A 23,066-nucleotide genomic window follows, 5' to 3' on the forward strand; every position below is an offset into this window, starting at 1 on the left:
AACCGATCAGAAGCCGGTGTCGAGCCACGGAAGCCGACTGGCGGAAAACGCTTCCGAAGTGATCAGGAGCGCTCCGGAGGTGTGTTCCTGAACCAGCCCGGCCGCGCCGAGCCGCGCCAGCGACGGTCGGCCGAGGTACACCGCGCCCAACTCCCGTACGTCGATGGTCAGGTCAGCCGGACGGGTCGTCGGCTCGCACGTCGCTCCATCGGGACCGCCGGCGAGGTGCCATCGGCCCGCGTTCCAGGGCAGGAAGCCATCGGTCACGGCGAGGACGACGTCGAGGTCGCGGGCATACGTCCGCGCGGTGAGCGCCCGACGTACGTCGACCGGCCGGACCCACAGCCCGTCCCGAGTGATCGGCGACGGGGCCCGCTGGTCGAGGAGCAAGTCCAGCAGCGGATCGTCGGACGGCAGCTTCCCGCAGCGTGTCTCGCTCAGCAGGTCCGGCTCCAGCAGGTAGCGCCAGAGCGCCGCATGGGACGCGATATCCGCCGCGTGGACGCGGATCACGTCGACGAAACCCTTCTCTTCACGCCGAGTCTGGTAGTGCGCGTAGCCGGTCACGTCGCCGTCCCGCTCGGCCAGCACGCACCTGAGCTTGGAGCCGCCGGGGTCGGTCGTCACGTTCGGCCCGGTCGCGTACTCCTGCCAGCGGTCGTCGTGGACGAACATCCCCGGTTGCAAAGGCACCAGCCGGTTCCGCAGCGCCGTCGTGACCCGGAGCGCCTCGCGCGCGTCGATGTACCTGATCCGTACGTCGTCGATGCCGGCCACCGGCCGGAGCTCGCGGGACTGCTTCCGGATCACGACCTCTTGGTGGTCGGAGGCCAGCCCGTACCCGAAGCGGCCGTAGATGGCCGGCTCACTGGCCGTCAGCGCCGCGAGCGGCTCGTTGCCCGCGTCATAGACCTCGGTGAGCTGCGCACGCATCAGCTCGCGCAGCACACCACGCCGCCGGTGCGTCGGCCGGACGCCGACCAGCGTCACGCCGGCCACCGGGACCTGCGCACCCGGCACTGTCATCTGGAACGAGAACGCTCCGGTATGACCGACCAGTTGCTCCCCGTCGACCGCGACAGTGCTGCGCTCCGGCTCCCAAACCCGCCGCTCCGACTCGATCTGAGCCTCGTTCCACGGCGCGGCGAACGCCAGGTCGACGAGCTCCATCAGCTCGTCCCAGTCACCCTTGAACCGCTCGATCTCGATCGCCATACCCCTTACCTACCAGACGATCCGGACAAAACGCGCAGGATTTCCGGCCCTCGCGGCCTCTGGACTGATGAAAACCGTTTTCATATACTGCCTCCATGACCGCCCAAGGCAAAACCTCGTTGTCCCTGTTGGTCGGCCTGTCGGCAACGCTTCGCGAACCTGTACTCGCCGCGATGGTGGACCCCACCACGGTGGCCGTGGTGGTGGACCAGGACGAGCTGCCCGGGCGGGGCGTGCTGTCCTGGCGGGTGCTCGACACGTCCGGTCCGATCGACTCCGGTGAGTTCACTGTGGGCGACGAGTGCGGGGCGTGCCAGCTGATCGAGTCACTGCTGCCACTGCTCGAGACTCTGGTCGCGCGTCAGCACTGGGACCACGTCGTACTGGCCGCTCCCCCGGCAATGGAGGCGCGGCCGCTGGTCGCGACGCTGGTGGGGACGATGCCGGAGATGGTGGTCGACACGGTCACCTGCGTGGTGGACGCCGTACTGCTGGTCGAGCAGTTGTCCGGCGACGAACTGCTGGACGAGCGCGGGCTGGCGCTGGGCCTGCCGGACCGGCGGAACGTGGCTGAGCTGACCGCGCGGCAGATCGAGTACGCCGACGTGTGCGTGCTCGCCAACAGCCACCGGAGCGCAGCGCCGGAGCGACTGCACCACCTGCTGGCGCACTTGAACCCACGTACGACGGTCGTCGCAGCCGACCCGTCCGGTGTGCCGACCGGTCCGGTCGCTCGGACCGGGCTGTTCGACTTCCCGGCGGCCGAGGCGTGGGCCGGCGAGCTCGCATCCTCCGACAGGCTGCAGCCGAGCGGTGACGGTGTGACCACAGTCCTGTGGCAGTCAACCCGACCGCTGCACCCGGCTCGGCTGAACGACGCACTAGAGGACATCGTGGACGGCGTCGTACGGAGTCGTGGCGTGGTGTGGCTGGCCAACCGGCCGACGCAGCGCGTGCGGTGGGAGTCCGCCGGCTACAGCGCCTCACTCGGCACGCTCGGCGAGTGGTCGGAGACCGAGCACCTGGCCGAGTGCACGGTGGTCGCGACCGGGATGGGCCTGGATCCAGCACGGCTGCAGGCGATCCTGGACGCCTGCCTGCTGACCGAGTCCGAACTGGCCAGCCTGAAGTGGCAAGACCTCGACGACCCGTTCGCCGGGGTGTTCTAACCCAGCAAGGGGAGACGATCGGCATGCGGGCCGAGCATGTCGCGGTCGTCCTCGTCGAGTGGCTCCCGGCCGGTCGCCTTCAGCACGTACGTCGTGGTGTCCCAGCCGATCACGTCCCACGCGTCCGGACCGAACAGGCCGTCCAGCGTCCGCGCGGTGACCTGCAGCCCTTCGGCGTCCGGCTCCGGCGCGTCGGGCAGATCGACGATGAGGTCGAGGTGGTGCACGGTTGCCTCCAGCACCAGCGTCGCCACGAAGTCGGTCGCTCGCAGCACGTGTCCCTGGGTCTCGACCCGTCGCCCCTTGTCCGCCAGTCCGGCCTCGGCCGCGCGTACGGCGGCCTCGGACAGCTCCCGCCAATGCTGCACGAGCAGACCGGGCCTGCGGTACGCCGACGCCACCGCGCGGACGAAGGCATCGTCGCCCTCCGTCCCTGGCGGGGAGTCCAGCCAGTACGTCACGAAGTCCCGATCCGGTACGGCGGCCGCCGGGCTGGCGAACGCCATCAGCGCGCGCTCGGCGTCGTACAGGAGGTGGACGAGCAGCGGGCCGACCGGCATCCCCTCGCAGCGGGTCCGGCGGGCGAAGTCGGCATCGCTCAGGCCCTGCACGGTCTCGGTCACCCGCCCGTACGTCCGGCCCAGCGTCGCGGCCAGTCGCAGCGGCAGTGCTCCTCGGTCGGGCGCCCTCATACCAAGCCTCCTCGGTGCGCGGTCCTCTCCGAACCTAACCCGAGAAGGCGCCGGTGTGTTCCTACGAACGGGCAGTGTCGAGGTGCGCGGCTGCCACGGCCTCCAGGTGCGTGAGGTCGGACGCGACGGTCGCGAACGTGTAGCCCTCGCTCAGCCGCCGCTGCGCGGTCTGGCCGTCCGGCGTGTGGATGCCGGCCGCGACGCCGGCCTCCTGCGCCGTCCGCGCGATCAGCGCGACCGCTTCCTCGAACGGCTCGGCCACGTCCGGGTCACCCGGGAACCGCGCCCCGACGGACAGCCCGAGGTCCGACGGACCGACGTACACACCGTCCAGCCCAGGCGTCTGGCAGATCTCGGCCACGTTCTTCAGCCCGAGCGGCGTCTCGATCATCGCCAGTACGACGGTCGCCGCGTCGGCGTCGGCCGGGACCGGACCGACCCGCAGGGCCGACCGCATCGGCCCGTACGAGCGCACACCGGCCGGCGGGTACTTCGCCGCCTGCACGGCCCGCGTCACGTCCTCGGAGCTGTCCACCAGCGGCACGATCACTCCAGCCGCGCCGGCGTCCAGAGCACGTCCGATCGGCGTCGGGTGGTTGGCCTCGACCCGCACCAGCCCCACCGAGCCCGTCCCGAGCGATGCACCCGCGTCCACGGCCAGCAAGCCGGTCAGCAAGCCCTGGTACCCGATCAGCCCGTGCTGCCCGTCCAGTACGACGTAGTCGTAGCCCACCCGCGCGATCCGCTCGGTGGCCACCGGCGCATCCAGCACGACCCAGTACCCGACCAGCTTCTCCCGACCCCGAAGCCGCTCAGCAAAGTCCTTGGAACTCACGTGTTCTCCTCCAACGATTTCCCCAACCCTAAACCGCCCCCGCCGGGCGCTGTGCGAGTATCGCCATCCATGGAACTGCCGTTCACCGTCCTGTCCGGCCCAGGTGACCAACCGGTCGCGATCGACTGGGAGGCCGTCGAGTCCTGGCTCGGGCTCGGTCTTCCACGCGACTACAAGTCGCTTGCGGATGCGTACGGGCCGCTGGACATCGGCGAGTTCATCTGGCTGCACGTGCCGTGTGTTCAGGACGGGCGGTTCGATTACGGCGACTGGCTGAAGGACACGCATCGGCTCTGCCGGAGCTGGTCTCGCTCGCGACCGCCGTACACGCCACCGCCGTTCCACCCCGAGCCCGGCGGACTACTCGCCTGGGGCCACACGCGCCGGTCGGCCTACCTGTTCTGGGACACGTCGGCGTCGTCGCATCCGGACCAGTGGCCGGTCGTCGTCTTCGACGCGGACACCGCCCACGCGGGGAACAACCCCTGGCAGAACCTCGGTATGCCGCTGTTGGAGATGCTGGATGCAGCCATCCGGGAGTCGTTGCCGCCAACGGCCCGACGCACCGCCTTCCTGCCGGAGCCGCGACCGTGGACGCCACCGCCTCCGCCCGAACCGGTCGCGCCTTCGCGGCGGGCCGCCCTCACCGAAGGCAGCGGCCTCGACGCGTTGCGGCAACTCGTGCCGCCACCGGCGACGCCGTACCTCGGGGATGACAGTTGGGAACGGCTCTACGAGCGGCTGGGCACGCGGCTGCCTTCGGAGTACGTGACGCTGATGGAGACCTACGGAGCGGGCAGTTGGCGGTCCTGGCTGAACTTCGTCACGCCACTCCGCGATCCCGACACGTCACAGTCGAAGGGCTATCGCGGCCTGGCCGCCTACGTCGCGGAGACCGTCGACATCTATCGCGAGTTGCGCGCCGCGCATCCGGAGTTCCAGCCGCTGGCGGTGTGGCCCGAGCCGGGTGGCTTCCTGCCGTTCGGCGACTCGATCGACGGCGACGTGTTCGGCTGGCTGACGCTCGGCGAGCCCGACGAGTGGCCGGTCATCATCTATCCCCGCCACCAGGACCAGGGACCACCGCTACCGGACTGCCTCGTCGACACCCTGCTGGCGTGGCTGCGCGGGCAGCCGGTGTCGAGCGTGTTCGAGCGGCTCGACGAAGCCGACGATCCGCTCGAATACGCGACCTTCCAGCCGTGGGACGACGAGTCGTACCTGTGACTCAGACCGGCGGGACGCCGTGCCGGCGGGTGCTGAAGTGCCGGTCCTTGGACTGCGCGGCGGCCAGTCTGGCGATCAGATCGGTGCGCAGGTCCTCCGGCTCGACGATGGCGTCGATGACCAGGTCCGCGGCCAGCCGGAGGATGTCGATGTCGGTCTCGTACTCCTCGCGCAGCCGGGACACGTACTCGACCCGCTCGGTCTCGTCCGCGATCTCCTGGATCTTGTTGTAGTACACGGCGTTGATCGCCGCCTCCGGCCCCATCACCGCGATCTTCGCGGTCGGTAGCGCGACACACGCGTCCGGTGAGAACCCGGGTCCACACATCGCGTAGAGCCCGGCGCCGTACGCCTTGCGGACGATCACCGACACTGTCGGCACGGTTGCCTCCGAGACCGCGGTGATCATCTTCGCGCCGTGCCGGATGATCCCGGCGCGCTCCACCTCGCTGCCGATCATGAAGCCGGGGACGTCGCACAGGTACACCAGCGGCACGTTGAACGCGTCGCACAGCCAGATGAACCGGGCCGCCTTGTCCGCCGAGTCGACGAACAGCACGCCGCCCTTCACGGCCGGCTGGTTCGCCACGATGCCGACCACCTGCCCGGCCAGCAGACCGAACCCGGTGACGAGCTCCGGCGCGTACGACGGCTTGACCTCGAAGAACGTGTCCGCGTCGACCAGCGCGTCGATCACGGCGTGGATGTCGAAACCGACACTCTCCTCGGCCGGCACCAGGTCCCGGGTGAAGTCGCGGGCCGGCGGCGCGGCGTCGTACGACGGCGGCCGCGACTGCCACGAACCGGGCAGGTAGGAGAAGTACTGCTTGGCCAGGTCGATCGCCTCGGCGTCGTCGGCGGCCAGCAGGTCACCGCAGCCGGACACGCTGGTGTGCATCCGGGCGCCGCCCATCTCCTCCAGCGTCACCTTCTCGCCGACCACCATCTCGGCCATCCGCGGTGACCCCAGGTACATCGAGGCGTTGCCGTCGACCATGATCACCAGGTCGCAGAACGCCGGGATGTACGCGCCGCCGGCCGCCGACGGGCCGAACAGGCAGCAGATCTGCGGCACCTTGCCGGACAGCGCGACCTGGTTGTGGAAGATCCGCCCGGCGCCGCGCCGGCCGGGGAACAGCTCCACCTGGTCGGTGATCCGGGCGCCGGCGGAGTCGATCAGCCAGAACACCGGCAGCTCGTCACGGATCGCCACCTCGGTGATCCGGACGATCTTCTCCACCGTCCGGGCGCCCCACGAGCCCGCCTTCACGGTCGGGTCGTTCGCGACGACCAGCGCGGGCCGGCCGTCGACCAGCCCGCGGCCGGTGACCACGCCGTCGGCGGGCAGGCCCGCGTTCAGCGCGTTCGCCAGCTGCGCGTCCTCGACGAAGCTGCCCTCGTCGACGAGCAGGGCGATCCGGTCGCGGACGTAGAGCTTGTTCTGGGAGGCGAGCTTGGCCGCTGCCTTCTCCGGCGGCCCCAGCGTCGCCTCGCGAGCGACCTTGACCTCGGTCCAGTGATCGTGGGTCATGCCGCCATCATTCCACCGGAAGCCCGAGGCTTCGGGCGATCAGCATCCGCTGCACTTCCGACGTACCTTCGCCGATCTCGAGGATCTTGGCGTCCCGGTAGAACCGGGTGACCGGGTACTCCTCCATGAAGCCGTAGCCGCCGAACACCTGGGTCGCGATCCGGGTCGCCGTCACCGCGGACTCGGTCGCGTACAGCTTCGCCACCGACGCCGCCTGCTTGAAGTCGGCCATTGACGCCCCGGAGTCCTTCAGCGCGGCGGCGCGGTAGACCAGCATCTCAGCAGCGTCCGCCATCACCTTCAGGTCGGCGATCTGGAACGCGACGCCCTGCTTGCGGCCGATCGGGACTCCGAACGTCTTGCGCTCACCGGCGTACTGGACCGACATCTCCAGACAGGCCCGGATGCAGCCGAGGGCGACCGCCGCGATCGCGACCCGCCCGTCGTCCAGGGTGGCGAGGAACTGCGCGAACCCCTTGCCGCGCTCGCCGAGCAGGTTGCCCTCCGGCACCCGGCAGCCGGCGAACGAGAGCGGGTGCGTGTCCGATGCGTGCCAGCCGAGCTTGTCGTACGACGCTTCCGCCGTAAATCCCGGTGTGCCGGTCGGGACGATGATCGTGGAGATCTCCGCCTTCCCGTCCGGCTTCTCGCCGGTCCGCGCGGTCACCGTCACGCAGGACGTGATCGTCGAGCCGGAGTTCGTGATGAACTGCTTCGAGCCGTCGATCACCCACTCGCCGCCGTCCAGCACCGCGCGGGTCTTGGTCGCGCCCGCGTCGGACCCGGACTCCGGCTCGGTCAGGCCGAACCCGGCCAGCTTCTGGCCCGCCACCAGGTCGGGCAGCCAGGTCGCCTTCTGCTCCTCGGTGCCGAAGGTGAGGATCGGGTTGATGCCGAGCCCGACCGCCGCCTCCAGCGTGATCCCCATCGACTGGTCGACCCGGGAGATCTCCTCGATCGCCACGCACAGGCTGGTGAAGTCGCCGCCGGAACCGCCGTACTCCTCCGGAGCGGTCAGCCCGAACAGCCCCAGCCGGCCCATCTTCTGCACGACCTCCACCGGGAAGTAGTGCTTGCGGTCCCACTCCGCGGCATGCGGGGCGATCTCCGCCTCGGCGAAGTCGCGGACGCTGTGCCGGAACTCGCGGTGCTCCTCAGACAGTTCGAACATGACAGGGACTCCCTCGAACTTCGACGCTTACGCCTCCCCTTCGCTCCTCCCGTGATCACACCGGCTGGTGTGATCACGGGAGGGAAGAGAAGATGTGTGCTTGACGCTTACGTAAACGTAAAGCAACCTGGGGTGTGTGCACAATATCCGGGTGCCCGCACAGACCTGGTCGATCGCCGAACTGGCCGCCGAGTACGACGTCACCCTGCGTACGATCCGGTTCTACGAGGACCGCGGCTTGCTCACCCCGGAGCGCCGCGGCACGATGCGCGTCTACCACCCGCGCGACCGGGTCCGCCTCGGCCTGATCCTGCGCGGCAAGCGCCTGGGCTTCTCCCTCGACGAGATCGCCACCATCGTCGACATGTACGACGCCGAACCCGGCGAGGAAGGCCAGCTCGTCTACCTCCTCGACCAGATCACCACCCGCCGCGCCGACCTCGAACAACGCCGCCACGACATCGAGGAAACCCTCCGAGAACTCTCCGAAGTAGAACGCCGCTGCGAGGCCGACCTCAAGGCTCTACGAGCCCGCTGACCGTCAGCCCGCCGCCACGCACGACGACACCGAACTGCTCAGGCCACTCGACCTCCGACCCCATCAGCACCCAGTCGGCTCCTTGGAGTACAGCGCGCTGAACAACGACGGAAATGGGGTGTGGCGGGCTCTCCGCGGCGTACGCGACCAACACGACCTCAGAGTCGACCACTGCGCGATGTACCTCGTCAGGTCCGGTGGCGGCCGAACGCGGGCGGAGGTCGCGAGCCAAGCGCCGTACTGACGGCGACGGCCACTCGTCGTCGGCGATCGATCGCAGCGTCTCGTCGAACCAGGGCGCCAGTTCATTGCCACCGGCGGCGATCCACTGCTCGATCAGTCGGCGAAACGCCGCGTTTCGTCTCCAGCGATGCGCCCCCGCGGCGACGACCGCGGCACCCGCCCCGGAGAAGGCCTGGGCAAGCCGGCGTACGGGCATCGCGTCAGCCAGGTGGGCATAGCGAACCATCCGGATCTCCAGCATCGCAGCTTTCACCAGCGACATCGCGAGAACTGCTGCCGTTTCACGGATGCGGCGCACCTCGGGCGGCTCCGACCTGGGCACCGCGGGCGGATTTCTGCGATCCGCGGCCTGGCCGGCAGCCGACAGGTGCCAGCTCGAGTCGTGGATCCACGCCGTACCACTGGACGCGCGCAGTACGCCACCCCGGCCGATTGTCAGCGAGAGGTCTTCGTTGATCACCAGCCCACCGGAGTCGTCCAGGTCGAATCGCAGGTCGTCAACACCCTTGAACCTCAGGTCCAGCTCCGCCGGAGGGGCATCCTCCCAGTCGGGGTCGAACCGACGGTCCACTGCGAGCGACAGTTGGCCACGCAGGCCCGCACGCTCGACGAGTAGCTTCCGGACCCTCGCTGTCGACAGGTCATAGTCGGCCTCGAGCTCGCGCGCCACCTCCGCGGTGAGCGGCAGTTGGGTCGGGAACACCAGCCCGCGATAGTCCCGATAGTGGACGCCATCGGGCCACAACGACGGCGGCACCTGCACCGGATGACCCGCGGCCGCGACCTGCTCGCGCACCCACTCGTGGCGGTCCGCGCCGAACTCCGCCATCCACCGGAAGCCGTCGGCAGCCAACCGCTCGCGACGCGCCCCGCGGGTGACCGCCGCGGCGAAGAAGCCATGGGTGTTGTTGTCCCAGACATCGGAGACGCTGATGATGAGCTGCCGGTCGAACGTCCGGGCATCCGCCGACGCGGCCGCGATCTGCTCGATGGAGCGGTCGAGCACCGCAGCCCAGGCCGCCAGCATCACAGGGCGTCCTCGTAGGCCTTGAGAGTGTTGATGAAGAGGGCTCGTTCCTTGTCGGTGAGGGGTTCCAGGGCTTGGCGCCAGGCGTGGGCGCTGCGGGCCAGCCAGGTGTCGATGGACTGGCGGTGGGTCTCGGAGAGGGTGACGATGGCACGGCGGCGGTCGGTGGGGTCCTCGCGGCGGTCGAGGATGCCTTTGCGGGAGAGTTCACCGACCATCAGGCTGACGGTGGCGGGGGTGACCTCGAGGCGTTCGGCCAGGTCGTTGACGCCGAGCGGACCGTCGAACAGCAGGTAGGCGAACAGGCTCAGGTGCCGCGGAGCCAGATTCAGGCCGGCCAGTTCCTCCGGCACCTGCATCCGCTTCGTCCGCCCGACCATCCGCGGCATCAGCAGCAGCAGCGTGCGAATGCTCTCCTCGACGCTTGACATACCTTTGTCCTCAAAACTACTTTGCTTGCAAAGCTAAATTACTTCGTCCAAGAGTGAGGTTATCCGCGTGGACCCCAACCGCGAGGTCATCGACGAGTTCCGGGCCAACTCCGGCCGCGTCCCGGCGGCACTCGGCGGCATGTTCAAGGAGGCGAAACTGCTGCTGCTCACCACCACCGGAGCCCGCTCCGGCCGTCGAAGCACCACCCCCACCGCGTATGCCGAGGACGCCGGCCGCCTGATCGTCTTCGCCACGAACGCCGCTCGACCCAAGGCGCCGGCCTGGCTGCACAACCTGCGCGCCAACCCGACCGTGGTCGTCGAGGTCGGCGAGACGACGTACGACGCCATCGCCACCGAGATCACGGGGTCCGAGCGGGACCGTCTGTTCGCCGATCAGGTCGCCCGTGATCCTGCCTTCGGCGTCTACCAGCAGAACACCTCGCGCGTCATCCAGGTGGTCGCCCTGACGCCGGCCCGCGTCGGCGCCGCCACCGCCCAACTCCGCGAGATCCACGCCGGTCTCCGCCAACAACTCGCCGACACGCTCACTGCAGTCGACGCCTACCTGGCCGGCGACGGCCCACTCCCCGAGTCACCCAAGGAGCTCCAGCAACACTGCCTCTCCTTCTGCAACTCGCTGCACGCACACCACACCCGCGAAGACGGAGTGTTCCCCCGGCTCGCCGCCGACTTCCCCGAGCTGAAGCCCGCCCTCGACCGCCTGACCCGCGAACACAAAACCGTTGCCTCGCTCAACGAACAACTCATCGCCACCGTCGAGCGACTGACCACCCGAGGAGACGTCGAAACCCTCCGAGCCGACCTCACCCGCATCGCCGAAGCCCTCGAAACCCACTACACCTACGAGGAAGCCCACCTCGGCCCAGCCCTCGATGCGGCCTAGACGGCCAGAGCGGTCTGCCGGAGGGCTGCTTGGTAGCGGGTCAGGGAGAGGGTGGCGATTCGGGGGTCGGCGCCCAAGGGCGGCGTGACGGGGCGGTGGGCGGCCAGGCGGTGGACTTTGTCGGCGAAGAAGCCGGGGGCCAGGAGGTACGTCGCCACAGCTACTCGGCCCGGGGTTCGCGCCAAGACGGACGTGAGATGTTCGCCGGCGCCGGAGATGTAGCCGACCTCGACCGGGCGGTTGACGCGGCGCGACAGCAAACGGGCCGTCTCGGTGCAATCGGCCAGCGCGCGGCGATCGGAGGACCCGGCGGCGGCGAGCACCACGCGGTCGATGCGGCGGAGGTCGCCCAGGTGATCGGCCATCACGTCGGCCAGGACGGGGTCGGGCCCGAGCGCCGCGACCGTGTCGACGCGACCGGGGTAGCGGGCAGCCTCGGCGGCGATGTCGACGTGGACGTGATAGCCGCTCGACAGCAGGAGCGGTACGACGACGGCTTCACCGGCGTCGGCCATGACACGGCTGACCAGACCGGGCAGAGCTGGTACGTCGACGTCAACGAAACCCAGCGAGATCGGGATGTCCGGGCGTTGACGGCCCATCTCCCGGACGAGCTCGTGCACGGTCGCGATGCCTCGCGGGTCCGCCGTACCGTGGGCTGCCGCGATCAGGTCGATCGTCATGACGCCACTCCGGCAGGTTCCACGGCCAGGCGGTAGCCGCGTCGTACCACTGTCCGCACCAGCTCCGGCCTACCGACCGCCGTACGCAGTCTGTTCACCGTGACCTCCACCGCGTGTACGTCCTCTGCACCAGGAAGTACCGCGAGCAGCTCCGGTCGCGACACCACATCACCACCGGCCGCGACGAGAGCGGCCAGCACGGCGCGCGGCCCCGGACCGAGTGGCAGCACCACTCCGTCCAGGACCGCGGCGCCACCACGAATCACCAGTTGCCCGAACTCCGTCTCGATCGACCGCGCGTGGTCCTCGGTGAGCCGATCGGTGACGATCCGGATCAACGCGCCGAGCCGGAAGCGGTCCGGCACCAGCGGCTCCATCCCCAACGTCGCAAAGGGTGTCGCCGTGACCGGACCCACGCAGGCGTTGAGTACGCGTCCCGTCCGCAGTGACGTGAGTAGAGCGTCGTACTGCCCGGACAGCGCCGCTGCGTCGAGCATCGCCTGCGCACCGGGCGCCGACGTGTGGACCACAGCGTCCACGGCGCCCGAGCAGAGCTGGCCGATCATCCGCTCGACGACCGCCGCGTCCGGTGCCGGACCCCAGCGGTACACCTCGAGCCCGCGTACGGACGCCCCAGCTCCCCGCAGCGAGTCCTGCAGACCGGGGTCCGACAGTCCATGCAGTTGTACGACGATCTTCCGCCCATCAACGCCTTGGTCGCGCAGCCACTCCACCACCTCGGCAGTCGTCTCCGACCGGGCCGACCAGTGCTCGACCAGCCCGGCGGCCCGGATCGCGCCCCGAGCCTTCGGGCCGCGGGCGAGGATGCGCGACTGCTCCAGCGTGCCGAGCAGATCCGCGGCCAGCCCGGCGGTGTCAGCCGCCTCGATCCAGCCGCGGAATCCAACCGCAGTGGTGACGACGACGTCGTCCGGCGGGTTCGCGATCACCCGCCGGGTCGCCTCGATCAGCGTGTGGTCGTCGGCGACCGGCACGATCTGCAGGGTCGGCGCGTGCAGCACCTTCGCGCCGCGGCGCTCGAACGAGGCGATCAGGTCCTCCGCGCGACGATGCGCGGTGATCGCGATCGTGCAGCCGCTCAGCGGCCCCGGCTTACTGTTCACCGATAGTCACCAAAACCTGGCCATCGACGATCTCCACCGGGTACACCGGCAGCGACACCGTGGGGTCGTCCAGGCAGACGCCGGTCCGGAGATCGAAGACCTGCTTGAACATCGGCGACGCCACCGTCTGCGCGTCGCCCCGGTTGCCGACGATGCCGCGGGACATCACGTTCGCCCCGCTGAACGGGTCCTGGTTGCCGAGGGCAAATACCGAGCCGTCGTGCGTCCGGAACAACGCGATCTGCACACCACCGACCAAGGCAGCGACCCCACGCTCCGGCAGCAACACGTCGTACTGGCAGACGACCGTCTGACTCATGGCAGTCACACTCATCCGCGTCCTCGCTTCGCTCCGGGCGCGGCTGAGGCACCAGGCACGCTGTGCTTGATTGTGAACTCGCTACGCTCCTTCACGGGCGTACCTCCAATCGGGGGCCGGCGAGCAGCACCGGCTCCAGTTGTCCGCGCTCGGCCGGGGTGGCGGGCCGCGGCTGGTTGCGCTCGACCACGTACCGCAGGTCGGCGTCCGGCTGGTCGGGCGCGTTCACGAAGGAGACGAACCGGGCCAGCTTCTCGGGGTCGTTCAAGGTGGCGCGCCACTCGTCGACGTAGTTGTCGACGTGCCGGGCCATCGCGGCGTCCAGGTCGCCGGCGATGCCGAGGCTGTCGTTCAGTACGACGTCCTTGACGTGGTCGAGACCGCCTTCGATCTCGCTGATCCAGACGGAGGTCCGCTGCAACCGGTCGCCGGTGCGGATGTAGTACATGAGGAACCGGTCGATCGCCTGGAACAGCTCGTCGTCGCTCAGGTCCGAGGCGAGCAGCTCGGCGTGCCGCGGGGTCATGCCGCCGTTGCCGCCGACGTACAGGTTCCAGCCCTTCTCGGTCGCGATCACGCCGACGTCCTTGCCGCGCGCCTCGGCGCACTCGCGGGCGCAGCCGGAGACACCGAGCTTGAGCTTGTGCGGCGACCGCAGCCCGCGGTACCGCAGCTCCAGCGCGATCGCCATCCCGACCGAGTCCTGGACGCCGTACCGGCACCAGGTCGATCCGACGCACGACTTCACCGTGCGCAGCGCCTTGCCGTACGCGTGCCCGGACTCGAACCCGGCGTCGACCAGCCGCTTCCAGATCGCCGGCAGCTGCTCGATCCGGGCGCCGAACAGGTCGACCCGCTGGCCGCCGGTGATCTTGGTGTAGAGGCCGAAGTCGCGGGCCACCTCGCCGATCGTGATCAGGCCCTCCGGGGTGATCTCACCACCCGGGACCCGCGGGACGACGGAGTACGTGCCGTCCTTCTGCATGTTGGCCATCACGTGGTCGTTGGTGTCCTGCAGCGTCGCGCGCTCGCCTTCGAGCACGTGCCCCGCGGGGTCCAGGCTGGCCAGGATCGAGGCGACCACCGGCTTGCAGATGTCGCAGCCGCGACCGGTGCCGTGCCGCTCGACGATCTCGCTGAACGTGCGCAGCTCGGTGATCCGGACCACGTCGAACAGCTCGGCGCGGGACAGCGCGAAGTGCTCGCACAGCGCCTTGCTGACCTCGACCCCGGCCTTGGCCAGCTCGGTGTTCATCAGGTTCTTCACGATCGGCAGGCACGAGCCGCACGAGGTGCCGGCCTTGGTCTTGCCGCACACCGACTTGATGTCGCCGCAGCCCTCGTCGCGGACGGCGCAGCGGATCGTGCCGGCCGACACGTTGTTGCACGAGCAGACCGGCGCGTCGTCGGGGAGCTCGAGCTTGACCGGCCCGGCGCCCTCGGGCAGCAGGAACGCCGCCGGGTCCGCGCCGAGCTCGCGACCGACCATCGGGCGGAGTCCGGAGTACGCCGACGCGTCGCCGACGAGGATGCCGCCGAGCAAGGTACGAGCGTCATCGGACAGCACGAGCTTCTTGTAGACACCCGCGATCGGGTCGGCGTAGACGATGTCGAGCGCGCCTTCCGACGTACCGAAGGCATCGCCGAAGCTGGCCACGTCGACCCCGAGCAGCTTCAGCTTCGTCGAGGTGTCCGCGCCCGGGAAGGTCGCCTCGCCGCCGAGTAGCCGGTCGGCGACGATCTCGGCCATCGTGTAACCCGGGGCGACCAGACCCCAGACCCGGCCCTCGATGCACGCGACCTCGCCGATCGCCCAGACCCCGGGCACTGACGTCCGGCAGGCCTCGTCGACCACGACACCGCCGCGCTCACCGATCGCCAGACCGGCCTCCCGGGCCAGCTCGTCCCGCGGCCGCACCCCGGTCGCAAACACGACCACGTCGGCCGGCAGATCGGGGCCTTCGGCAAGCGCCATCGCCCGCGCGGCGCCCTGCGACGTGAGCTTGACCCTGGTGCACTGGGTCGACACCAGCACGTCGACGTCCAGTCCCTCGATCAGCCGGGCCAGTGCGGCGCCGCCGCCCTCGTCCACCTGCAGCGGCATCAGCCGCGGCGCGAACTCGACCACCTTGGTCGCCGCACCGAGGGCTCGGAGCGCACCAGCTGCCTCGAGACCGAGCAGACCACCCCCGACCACGACGCCGTGGACGTCCTTGCCCTCGCTCTTCAGCCGCTCGACGTACACCCGGAGGGCGGCCACGTCGTCGATGGTGCGATAAACGAAGCAGCCCTGCGCGTCGTTGTTCTTCACCGGCGGCACGAAGGCCGACGAGCCTGTCGCCAGGACCAGTTCGTCGTACCCGATCTTCTCGCCGCGCGTGGTCGTCACGGTCTTGGCCGTGCTGTCGAACGACGTGACCTGAACGCCCTTGCGCAGTGTCACCGCCGGGTCGTCCCAGAGCTCGGGGTCACCCAGCGAGAGGTCGTGCGGGTCGCGACCGGAGAAGTAGCTGGTCAGCGCGACCCGGTCGTACGGCAGCCGGGGCTCCTCGGCCAGCACCGTGATCCGCCATTGGATCTCGGGGTCGCGAGAACGCAGCGCCTCGACCAACCGGTGAGCGACCATTCCTCCGCCCACCACCACTACGTGCCGGGCCTGGTTCAGCTCTGTCATCGTCGCCCTCCTGGTTGGTACTGGTTCGGTCTCGCCGCGGCGGAAGCGGTCGAGCAGATCGCCGACGGCGCCGGTGCAGCTGCCGCACCCGGTCGTCGCCCGCGTCTTCGCGGCGATGCCGGCGACGCTGTCGGCACCTCCACGCCAAGCGGCCTCGAGTGCGGCCCTGGTGACCCCGTTGCACCTGCAGACGGTGGCCACCTTCTTCTTCGGTACGTCGGGAGCCGCCAGCAGTCCCTCGGCCGCGACCGGCGTACCCCGGTCGGCCAGCAGCACGAGTTCCGCAGCCACCTCAGGGGCGCCGACCGCGACGGCCGAGCGGACGATGCCGTCCCGCAGTACGGCGCGGACGTACCGCTCACCGTCCTCGAGCCGAACCACCTCCCCGTCGTCCTCTTTGCTGCCGAGGACAAGCAGGTCCAGGCCGCCCGCGGTCAGCCGGACCACCTCGTAGTCCGGTACGTCGTGCTCCGCGCCGGCCAGATGCTGCGCGAGCGCCTCGGCCTGCGCCCACGCCGACGCGACCGTGCCGGTGACCAGGCCGTCGTACTCGGCGCAGTCACCGATCGCGTGCACCCGTGGGTCGTCCGGGCTCGTGAACGTCCGGTCGACGACGATGCCGGTCCGGACCGTCAGCCCGGTGGCCAGGTTGGCACGCGGCTGCACGCCACAGGCGACGACGAGCAACTCGCCGAACACCTGGCGGCCGCCGCGCAACCGCAGCGCCCGGAACCGCTCGTCGCGCAGGTCGGTGCCTTCGAGGGTCGTGTTGAGCAGCACCTCGACACCGAGCTCACGCACCGCGCGCGTGACCCGCCGACCGGCGGTGAGCCGAATCGTCTTGTCCAGCAGGGTTTCCCCGTCGTGGACGAGCGTCACCGCGACACCACGCTCGCGCAACGCACAGGCGGTCTCGACACCGAGCACACCGCCGCCGAGCACCACGGCACGCCGGACGTGCGAGGCCTGCTCGACGATCGCCCGCGCGTCGGCCGCGGACCGGAGCGTGTGCACTCCGGCCGCGTCCGGGATCCCCTTGGGCACAAGAGGTGTTGCACCGGTGGCGAATACGAGCCGGTCGTAGGCCCACTCGCGACCATCGGTGTCCGTGACCACCCGCCGCGAACGGTCCACCCGGGCAGCAGTCGCCACCGCTTCCGAACCGAGCACCGGCTCGGCTGCGCGACCGGCGACGTACTCGGTCAGCCGGCCACGGTTGTACGAACCCTCGTCACCGAGGACGGTCACGTCGTACGACGGAAGCAGCCCGGCCAACCGCCGGCCGGCCATGCCACCTCCGATGATCACCACTTTGTCGTTCATGCCGGAACTCCAGTCGCCGGGAGGCTGGCGGCTGTGACTTCGACGGCACAGGCCTTGAACTCGGGCATCCGGGACACCGGGTCGAGCGCGTCGTTGGTGAGCTCGTTGACCGCGCCGGCGCCGCCGTAGTGGAACGGCACGAAGACCGTGTCCGGACGGACGTCGGTGGTCACCCGGGCCAGGAGGACCATCGCACCGCGGGCGGTGCGCAGCTGGATCGGGCGCCCGTCGGAAACACCCAGCTGCGCCGCCACCCGCGGGTGGATCTCGGCGAACACCTCCGGCTCGGCCTCGGCCAGCTCCAGCACCCGCCGCGTCTGCGCGCCGCTCTGGTAGTGCTGCAGCAGCCGCCCGGTGACCAGGTACATCGGCGCGGCGGCGTTGAGGTCGTCCGCGACCGGGCGGTGGTCGACGGGAACCACGTGCGCGCGGCCGTCCGGCGTACTGAAGGAGTCCGCGAACAGTCGCGGCGTACCCGGGTGACCTTCAGCAGGCACCGGCCAGAACAGCGCCTCGCCTGCGTCGATCCGGTCCCAGGTGATGCCGGAGTAGTCCGCCTTGCCGCCCTTGCTGGCGAGCCGGAGTTCCTCGAAGATCTCCGCCGGATCCGTCGAGAAAGGAATGCTGTCCAGGCGTTCGGCAAGACCGGCGAAGACCGCCAGATCACTGCGAACGTCACCGGGCGCTGTGATCGCAGCACGGCGCCGAATGACCCGGCCCTCGAGCGAGGTCATCGTGCCTTCCTCTTCAGCCCACTGCGTGACCGGGAAGACGACATCCGCGAGCAAGGCCGTCTCGGACGGCACGACGTCAGCGACCACCAACAGGTCAAGAGCTGCCAGTCGCTCCCGCACTGATGCCAAACGAGGTGCGGACACCAGCAAGTTGCTGCCGTGAACGAGCAGCGCCTTGGGCCCTTGACGTGTCCCCAGCGAATTGATCAGCTCGACCGCGCTCTTCCCTGGACCAGGCAGGCTGTCCGGGTCCACGCCCCAGACCGACGCGACGTGCGCGCGGGCAGCGGGGTCGGCGATGCTGCGGTAGCCCGGCAACTGGTCGGCCTTCTGGCCGTGTTCGCGGCCGCCCTGGCCGTTGCCTTGGCCGGTGATGCAGCCGTAGCCGCTGCCGAGCCGGCCGGGCAGTCCCAGCGCCAGTGCGAGGTTGATGCAGGCCGTGACTGTGTCGGTGCCCTTGCTGTGCTGCTCCGCACCGCGCCCGGTCAGGATGAACGCCCCGGCGCCCCCGTGCACGGGCGCCGCGGCTGCGAGTGCCCGCGCTGCTCGGCGGATCGTTGTGGCCGGCACGCCGGTCACGCGTTCCGCACGCTCAGGCCACCAGGAGGCGGTCGAGCGGAACAGCGCGTCCGGGTCGTCGGTGCGCTCGGTCAGGTACGCCGTGTCCGCGAGACCTTCCTGCAGTACGACGTGAGTCAGCGCGAGCACCAGCGCCAGGTCGGTCCCGGGGGTCGCCTGGAGGTGGATGCCGGCACCGTCCTCGGTCAGCGAGGCAGTCGCCGTACGGCGCGGGTCGACGACCAGAAGCCCACCCGAGCCGCGGACACCTTCGAGGTGCGAGACCGCCGGAGGCATCGTCTCGGCGATGTTGCTGCCGACCAGCAGGACGGCGCCGGCACCGGCCACGTCGGCCAGCGGGAACGGCAGCCCTCGGTCGATCCCGAAGGCGCGGTTCGTCGCGGCTGCCGCGGACGACATGCAGAACCGGCCGTTGTAGTCCACGTTCGCGGTCTTCAGCGCCACCCGGGCGAACTTGCCCAGCGCGTACGCCTTCTCGTTGGTCAGTCCCCCACCGCCGAAGACCGCGACGGCGTCGTTGCCGTGCTCGGTCTGCAGCGAACGGATCCGGTCGGCGACGAAGTCGAGCGCCTCGTCCCAACTGACCGGCACCAGGTCGCCGGCCGCGTCCCGCACCAGCGGTGTGGTGAGCCGGTCCGGCACGGTCAGCACCTCCGGAGCCGTCCAGCCCTTGCGGCACAACCCACCCTTGTTGGTGGGGAACTCGCGCGGCTGCACCTCCACTGCACCCGGCCGGTCGGCCGGGTGCAGGGAGGTGGCGCACTGCAGGGCGCAGTACGGGCAGTGGGAGGGAACTGCCGTCACACGCGCTCCATGCTGAGCGGGCCACCCTTGCGGAGGTAGCAGAAGTACGTCACGGCCAGGCAGACCACGTAGAAGCCACAGAAGACGTACAGCGCCGGGATCAGCGAGCCGAAGTTGCTGGTCGACATCGCGAACCCGCGCGGGACCAGGAAGCCGCCGTACGCGCCGACCGCGGACGCGATCCCGATGCAGGCCGCCGCCTCGCGCTTGGCCCGGCCCAGGTCGTCCGGCGTGGTCAGCCGGAAGACCGCGGGGATCATCCGGTACGTCGACCCGTTGCCGGCGCCGCTGGCAACGAACAGGACCAGGAAGCTGATCAGGAACGCGGTGAAGCTGCCCGAGTTCAGCGAGACGATCGCCGACAGGATGCCCAGGCCCATCACCACGAACGCGCAGACCGTCACCCAGGCGCCGCCGAGCTTGTCCGACAGCTTGCCGCCGAACGGCCGGGCGACCGAGCCGACCAGAGCGCCGAGGAAGGCGACGTGGGACACCGTGATCTCGGGGAAGCTGGTCTTGATCAGCAGCGGGAAGGCCGCGCCGAACCCGATGAACGAGCCGAAGGTGCCGATGTAGAGGAACGAGATGATCCACGTGTGCGGCCGCTTCGCCGCCGCGATCGAGGTCCGGAACGAGGAGTTCGCGACGGACAGGTTGGCCATCACCTTCCAGGCCACGAACGCGGCCAGCAGGATCAGCGGGATCCACATCAGGCCGGCCCGGTTCAGCGTCAGGCCCGCGCCGAGGACGATCACCACCGGCACCACCAGCTGGACCACCGCGACGCCGAGGTTGCCACCGGCGGCGTTGATGCCGAGCGCGAAGCCCTTCTCCTTCTCCGGGTAGAAGAACGAGATGTTCGTCATACTGCTGGCGAAGTTGCCGCCGCCGACACCCGCGGTGGCCGCGACCAGCGCCATCAGCCAGAACGGCGTGCCCGGCTGGGTGATGAAGTACGACAGCCCGATCGTCGGGATCAGCAGCAGCAGCGCGGACACGATGGTCCAGTTCCGGCCGCCGAACCGCGGGACCGCGAACGTGTAGGGCAGCCGCAGCGTCGCGCCGACCAGGCTCGGCAGCGCGACCAGCCAGAACAGCTGGTTGGTGGAGTAGTCGAACCCCGCCCTCGGCATCGAGACGACGACGATGCTCCACAGCTGCCAGACGGAGAAGCCGAGGAACTCGGCGAAGATCGACGGCCACAGGTTGCGCCGCGCGACCGCACGGCCCTTCTCGGCCCAGAACGTGGTGTCCTCGGGATCCCAGACATCGATCCAGCGCCCGCGTCGCGGCGCCTCGACCGTCCCGACCGCCCCGCTGCCGTCGCGGGTGGCGACGGCCTCTGGTCGTGCCTCGAGCGTCATCGTAAGTCTCCGATCATCCGACCTCACTTAGTAGGCCAGGACGCTATGACCGGGGTGTTTCCGCGTAGTCATCTTGTTGTTACGCCGCCGAAACGGCTCCCGCACACCCATCGGCGGGCGGTGAGAGAACAACTGGCGTGGCTGGGTACTGTGCCCCTACCGACGCTGAGGGGACAACGTTGAAGCAGAGCGAGCAGACCACCGACGAGGCAGGTCTGGAGACCGGGGACGGCGGCCAGGGTAGGCGCACCGGCGGGCGCGGGAGTGGCCGCTGGGCGTGGCGCGCGGCGATCGCCGCCGTACTGATCGGGTGGCTGGTGCTGGCCTCGCTGGGCGGGCCGACGGTCGGGAAGCTGAGCGAGGTCCAGGAGAACGACAACGCCAATTTCCTCCCGAAACAAGCCGAATCGACGTTGGTGGCCAACGAGTCCGCCAAGTTCGTCGACTCCAACGCGTTGCCGTACTTCGTCCTGATCCAGCGCGACGCCGGGATCACGCCCGCCGACCTCGCCAAGGCGCAGGCGTTCCTGGCCAAGGTGCCGGCCCTCGACCTCGGCAACGGCTCGACGATCGGCGACTACCTCGCCGCGCCGGCCAAGACGGTGATCCCGTCGGAGGACAAGAAGGCCCTGCTGATCACCGTCGAACTCGACGGCGACCGGGTCGACGACGTGGTCCACGAGGGCGAGACCGTGCTGTACGCCGCCGCCAAGGCGATGCGGACCGAGATCAAGCAAGACCTCACACCCACTGGTCTGAACGTCTACGTGACCGGGCCGGGCGGCGTGTTCGCGGACTTCGTGGTCGCCTTCGGCGGGATCGACGGAATCCTGCTGGGCGTCGCGCTCGCGGTGGTGTTCGTGATCCTGTTGATCGTCTACCGCAGCCCGATCCTGCCGATCGCCGTACTGCTCACTGCCATCTTCGGCCTCGCGCTGGCCGCGCTGGTGGTGTACCCGCTGGCGAAGAACGGCGTACTCGAGCTGAACGGGCAGAGTCAGGGCATCCTGTTCATCCTGGTCGTCGGTGCCGCGACGGACTACTCACTGCTCCTCGTGTCCCGTTACAAAGAGGAGTTGCACGACTACACCAGCAAGTACGACGCGATGCGGATCGCGTGGCGGGCGTCGATCGAGCCGATCGCGGCCAGCGCGGCGACCGTCATCCTCGGCCTGCTCTGCCTGCTGCTCTCCCAGCTCGGCAGCACCAAGGGCCTCGGTCCGGTCGGCGCGATCGGGATCGCCGGCGCGCTGATCGCCTCGATGAGTTTCCTGCCGGCCATCCTGCTCGCGTTCGGCCGGCGGATCTTCTGGCCGTCCATCCCGCGGGTCGACCACGTGCACGCCAGCGACCAGGTCGGCGGCCGCCGGCTGTGGGGACGGGTGTCCGGTCTGGTCGGCCGCAGTCCGCGCAAGGTGTGGGCGATCACCGCGCTGGTGCTGCTCGGCTGTGCGGCGTTCCTGCCGACGTTCAAGGCGAGCGGGATCTCGCAGGAGGACCTGTTCCTCGACAAGGTCGAGTCCGTCACCGGGCAGGAGGAGCTGGCCAAGCACTTCGACGCCGGCGCCGGTACGCCGGTCCAGATCCTCACTCCGGTCGCTCAGGCCGACCAGGTGGTCCAGACCGCGTCGCAGGTCGAGGGCGTCGGTACGGCGTCGGCGTCGGCGGCTCCCGGCGTACCGCCGAAGGTTGTCGATGGCAAGGTTCTGGTCCAGGCGACGCTGGAGGTCGCGGCCGACTCACCCGAGGCCACGAAGGTCGTCGAGCACCTGCGGACCGAGCTGGACAAGGTGTCGCCGGACATCCTGGTCGGCGGGAACACCGCGATCAACCTCGACGTGCTGGACGCCAGTGAGCGCGACCTGCGGGTGATCATCCCGGCGATCCTGGCGGTGATCTTCGTCGTCCTCATGCTGTTGCTGCGCTCGATCGTGGCGGCGGTCCTGCTGGTGGTCGCGAACGTGATCTCGTTCGCCGCCACGGTCGGGGTGAGCGCGCTGATGTTCAACCACGTCTTCGGCTTCCCCGGCGCCGACCCGAGCATCCCGCTCTACGCGTTCGTCTTCCTCGTTGCCCTGGGCATCGACTACTCGATCTTCCTGATGACCCGGGTCCGGGAGGAGTCCCAGCAACAGGGCACCAGACCCGGCATCCTGATCGGCCTCGCCGTCACCGGCGGCGTCATCACCTCCGCCGGCGTCGTCCTCGCCGCCACCTTCTCCGCCCTGGCCGTCCTCCCCATCCTCTTCCTCGTCCAAATAGCCTTCATGGTCGCCTTCGGCGTCCTCCTCGACACCACCGTCGTCCGCTCCCTCCTGGTCCCCGCCCTCTCCTACGACCTGGGCAAAAAGGTCTGGTGGCCCAGCAAACTCGCGAAGTGACTTCCCCACGCAGCCGCTACGCTCGCTACCGCTCGCACGCGGCCGCTCCCACCCACCCGGTATTACGCGCTATCGCGCTTCATCGACCGCCCCGT

At 69.6% G+C, this 23,066-nt stretch carries 18 protein-coding genes; 5 read left to right on the forward strand and 13 right to left on the reverse strand.

The genetic code is table 11. The features are described from left to right. Window positions 1-6: 6 nt before the first annotated feature. On the reverse strand, window positions 7-1,215 hold the full coding sequence (locus tag ACIBL3_RS26370; protein WP_396356241.1) for a GNAT family N-acetyltransferase: 1,209 nt from the start codon (window positions 1,213-1,215) through the stop codon (window positions 7-9). A gap of 95 nt (window positions 1,216-1,310) precedes the next feature. On the opposite strand from ACIBL3_RS26370, the gene ACIBL3_RS26375 reads away from it, so the two are divergent. Continuing rightward, window positions 1,311-2,384: a CobW family GTP-binding protein gene (locus ACIBL3_RS26375; protein ID WP_396356242.1), complete on the forward strand. Its 1,074-nt coding sequence runs from the start codon at window positions 1,311-1,313 to the stop codon at window positions 2,382-2,384. On the opposite strand, the gene ACIBL3_RS26380 is transcribed toward ACIBL3_RS26375, so the two are convergent. Next, window positions 2,381-3,076, reverse strand: a complete 696-nt coding sequence (locus tag ACIBL3_RS26380) for a maleylpyruvate isomerase N-terminal domain-containing protein (protein WP_396356243.1) — start codon at window positions 3,074-3,076, stop codon at window positions 2,381-2,383. The genes ACIBL3_RS26375 and ACIBL3_RS26380 overlap by 4 nt on opposite strands. Window positions 3,077-3,137: 61 nt before the next feature. Beyond that, complete coding sequence (locus tag ACIBL3_RS26385; RefSeq protein ID WP_396356244.1) at window positions 3,138-3,911, reverse strand: HpcH/HpaI aldolase/citrate lyase family protein; 774 nt, start codon at window positions 3,909-3,911, stop codon at window positions 3,138-3,140. Window positions 3,912-3,980: 69 nt separating this feature from the next. Here ACIBL3_RS26385 and ACIBL3_RS26390 point away from each other — a divergent pair, with 69 nt between their 5' ends. Next, complete coding sequence (locus ACIBL3_RS26390; RefSeq protein ID WP_396356245.1) at window positions 3,981-5,138, forward strand: SMI1/KNR4 family protein; 1,158 nt, start codon at window positions 3,981-3,983, stop codon at window positions 5,136-5,138. Between the two features lies 1 nt (window position 5,139). Here ACIBL3_RS26390 and ACIBL3_RS26395 read toward each other — a convergent pair whose 3' ends face one another. Both ACIBL3_RS26395 and ACIBL3_RS26400 read right to left on the reverse strand, forming a co-directional pair. Then, window positions 5,140-6,669 (reverse strand): acyl-CoA carboxylase subunit beta, encoded by a 1,530-nt coding sequence (locus ACIBL3_RS26395; RefSeq protein WP_396356246.1) that lies wholly within the window; start codon window positions 6,667-6,669, stop codon window positions 5,140-5,142. Window positions 6,670-6,676: 7 nt separating this feature from the next. Further along, a complete protein-coding gene (locus ACIBL3_RS26400) occupies window positions 6,677-7,840 on the reverse strand; it encodes an acyl-CoA dehydrogenase family protein (protein ID WP_396356247.1) in 1,164 nt (387 codons plus the stop codon). 151 nt (window positions 7,841-7,991) lie between these two features. Here ACIBL3_RS26400 and ACIBL3_RS26405 point away from each other — a divergent pair, with 151 nt between their 5' ends. Further along, window positions 7,992-8,378, forward strand: a complete 387-nt coding sequence (locus ACIBL3_RS26405; RefSeq protein ID WP_396356248.1) for a MerR family DNA-binding transcriptional regulator — start codon at window positions 7,992-7,994, stop codon at window positions 8,376-8,378. Here ACIBL3_RS26405 and ACIBL3_RS26410 read toward each other — a convergent pair. Then, window positions 8,356-9,648 carry a hypothetical protein gene (locus ACIBL3_RS26410; RefSeq protein ID WP_396356249.1) on the reverse strand — a complete coding sequence of 431 codons (1,293 nt, stop codon included), beginning with the start codon at window positions 9,646-9,648 and terminating at the stop codon, window positions 8,356-8,358. The genes ACIBL3_RS26405 and ACIBL3_RS26410 overlap by 23 nt on opposite strands. Then, window positions 9,648-10,079, reverse strand: coding sequence for a MarR family winged helix-turn-helix transcriptional regulator (locus ACIBL3_RS26415; RefSeq protein WP_396356250.1), 432 nt, complete (start codon window positions 10,077-10,079; stop codon window positions 9,648-9,650). The genes ACIBL3_RS26410 and ACIBL3_RS26415 overlap by 1 nt, the downstream gene beginning before the upstream one ends. Window positions 10,080-10,146: 67 nt before the next feature. Between ACIBL3_RS26415 and ACIBL3_RS26420 the strand changes: the two genes are divergently transcribed. Continuing rightward, on the forward strand, window positions 10,147-10,986 hold the full coding sequence (locus tag ACIBL3_RS26420) for a nitroreductase/quinone reductase family protein (RefSeq protein ID WP_396356251.1): 840 nt from the start codon (window positions 10,147-10,149) through the stop codon (window positions 10,984-10,986). On the opposite strand, the gene ACIBL3_RS26425 is transcribed toward ACIBL3_RS26420, so the two are convergent. The 6 genes from ACIBL3_RS26425 to ACIBL3_RS26450 form a co-directional block, all read right to left on the reverse strand. Next, window positions 10,983-11,669, reverse strand: a complete 687-nt coding sequence (locus tag ACIBL3_RS26425) for a sirohydrochlorin chelatase (protein ID WP_396356252.1) — start codon at window positions 11,667-11,669, stop codon at window positions 10,983-10,985. The genes ACIBL3_RS26420 and ACIBL3_RS26425 overlap by 4 nt on opposite strands. Continuing rightward, window positions 11,666-12,793, reverse strand: a complete 1,128-nt coding sequence (locus ACIBL3_RS26430) for a uroporphyrinogen-III synthase (protein WP_396356254.1) — start codon at window positions 12,791-12,793, stop codon at window positions 11,666-11,668. Before ACIBL3_RS26430 ends, ACIBL3_RS26425 begins: the two co-directional genes overlap by 4 nt. Next, window positions 12,783-13,112 carry a nitrite reductase small subunit NirD gene (gene nirD / locus ACIBL3_RS26435; protein WP_396356255.1) on the reverse strand — a complete coding sequence of 110 codons (330 nt, stop codon included), beginning with the start codon at window positions 13,110-13,112 and terminating at the stop codon, window positions 12,783-12,785. Before nirD ends, ACIBL3_RS26430 begins: the two co-directional genes overlap by 11 nt. 91 nt (window positions 13,113-13,203) lie before the next feature. Further along, complete coding sequence (gene nirB, locus ACIBL3_RS26440) at window positions 13,204-17,109, reverse strand: nitrite reductase large subunit NirB (RefSeq protein ID WP_396356256.1); 3,906 nt, start codon at window positions 17,107-17,109, stop codon at window positions 13,204-13,206. Then, the gene (locus ACIBL3_RS26445) at window positions 17,106-19,226 is read right to left on the reverse strand and encodes a molybdopterin oxidoreductase family protein (RefSeq protein ID WP_396356257.1); all 2,121 of its coding nucleotides are present in this window, start codon (window positions 19,224-19,226) and stop codon (window positions 17,106-17,108) included. Before ACIBL3_RS26445 ends, nirB begins: the two co-directional genes overlap by 4 nt. Further along, window positions 19,223-20,590 (reverse strand): MFS transporter, encoded by a 1,368-nt coding sequence (locus tag ACIBL3_RS26450; protein ID WP_396356258.1) that lies wholly within the window; start codon window positions 20,588-20,590, stop codon window positions 19,223-19,225. Before ACIBL3_RS26450 ends, ACIBL3_RS26445 begins: the two co-directional genes overlap by 4 nt. 179 nt (window positions 20,591-20,769) lie before the next feature. On the opposite strand from ACIBL3_RS26450, the gene ACIBL3_RS26455 reads away from it, so the two are divergent. Then, window positions 20,770-22,971, forward strand: coding sequence for an MMPL family transporter (locus ACIBL3_RS26455; protein ID WP_396356259.1), 2,202 nt, complete (start codon window positions 20,770-20,772; stop codon window positions 22,969-22,971). The last annotated feature ends 95 nt before the right edge of the window (window positions 22,972-23,066 follow it).

This window comes from Kribbella sp. NPDC050124 (assembly GCF_044460355.1).
In the GTDB taxonomy this organism is placed as follows: Bacteria; Actinomycetota; Actinomycetes; order Propionibacteriales; family Kribbellaceae; genus Kribbella.

Coding starts and splice junctions, on each gene's coding strand:
- ACIBL3_RS26370 (WP_396356241.1), bottom strand. CDS start 1,215: ATGGCGATCGAGATCGAGCGGTTCAAGGGTGACTGGGACGAGCTGATG.
- ACIBL3_RS26375 (WP_396356242.1), top strand. CDS start 1,311: ATGACCGCCCAAGGCAAAACCTCGTTGTCCCTGTTGGTCGGCCTGTCG.
- nirD (WP_396356255.1), bottom strand. CDS start 13,112: ATGAGTCAGACGGTCGTCTGCCAGTACGACGTGTTGCTGCCGGAGCGT.
- ACIBL3_RS26410 (WP_396356249.1), bottom strand. CDS start 9,648: ATGCTGGCGGCCTGGGCTGCGGTGCTCGACCGCTCCATCGAGCAGATC.
- ACIBL3_RS26450 (WP_396356258.1), bottom strand. CDS start 20,590: ATGACGCTCGAGGCACGACCAGAGGCCGTCGCCACCCGCGACGGCAGC.
- ACIBL3_RS26395 (WP_396356246.1), bottom strand. CDS start 6,669: ATGACCCACGATCACTGGACCGAGGTCAAGGTCGCTCGCGAGGCGACG.
- ACIBL3_RS26425 (WP_396356252.1), bottom strand. CDS start 11,669: ATGACGATCGACCTGATCGCGGCAGCCCACGGTACGGCGGACCCGCGA.
- ACIBL3_RS26415 (WP_396356250.1), bottom strand. CDS start 10,079: ATGTCAAGCGTCGAGGAGAGCATTCGCACGCTGCTGCTGCTGATGCCG.
- nirB (WP_396356256.1), bottom strand. CDS start 17,109: ATGAACGACAAAGTGGTGATCATCGGAGGTGGCATGGCCGGCCGGCGG.
- ACIBL3_RS26380 (WP_396356243.1), bottom strand. CDS start 3,076: ATGAGGGCGCCCGACCGAGGAGCACTGCCGCTGCGACTGGCCGCGACG.
- ACIBL3_RS26400 (WP_396356247.1), bottom strand. CDS start 7,840: ATGTTCGAACTGTCTGAGGAGCACCGCGAGTTCCGGCACAGCGTCCGC.
- ACIBL3_RS26390 (WP_396356245.1), top strand. CDS start 3,981: ATGGAACTGCCGTTCACCGTCCTGTCCGGCCCAGGTGACCAACCGGTC.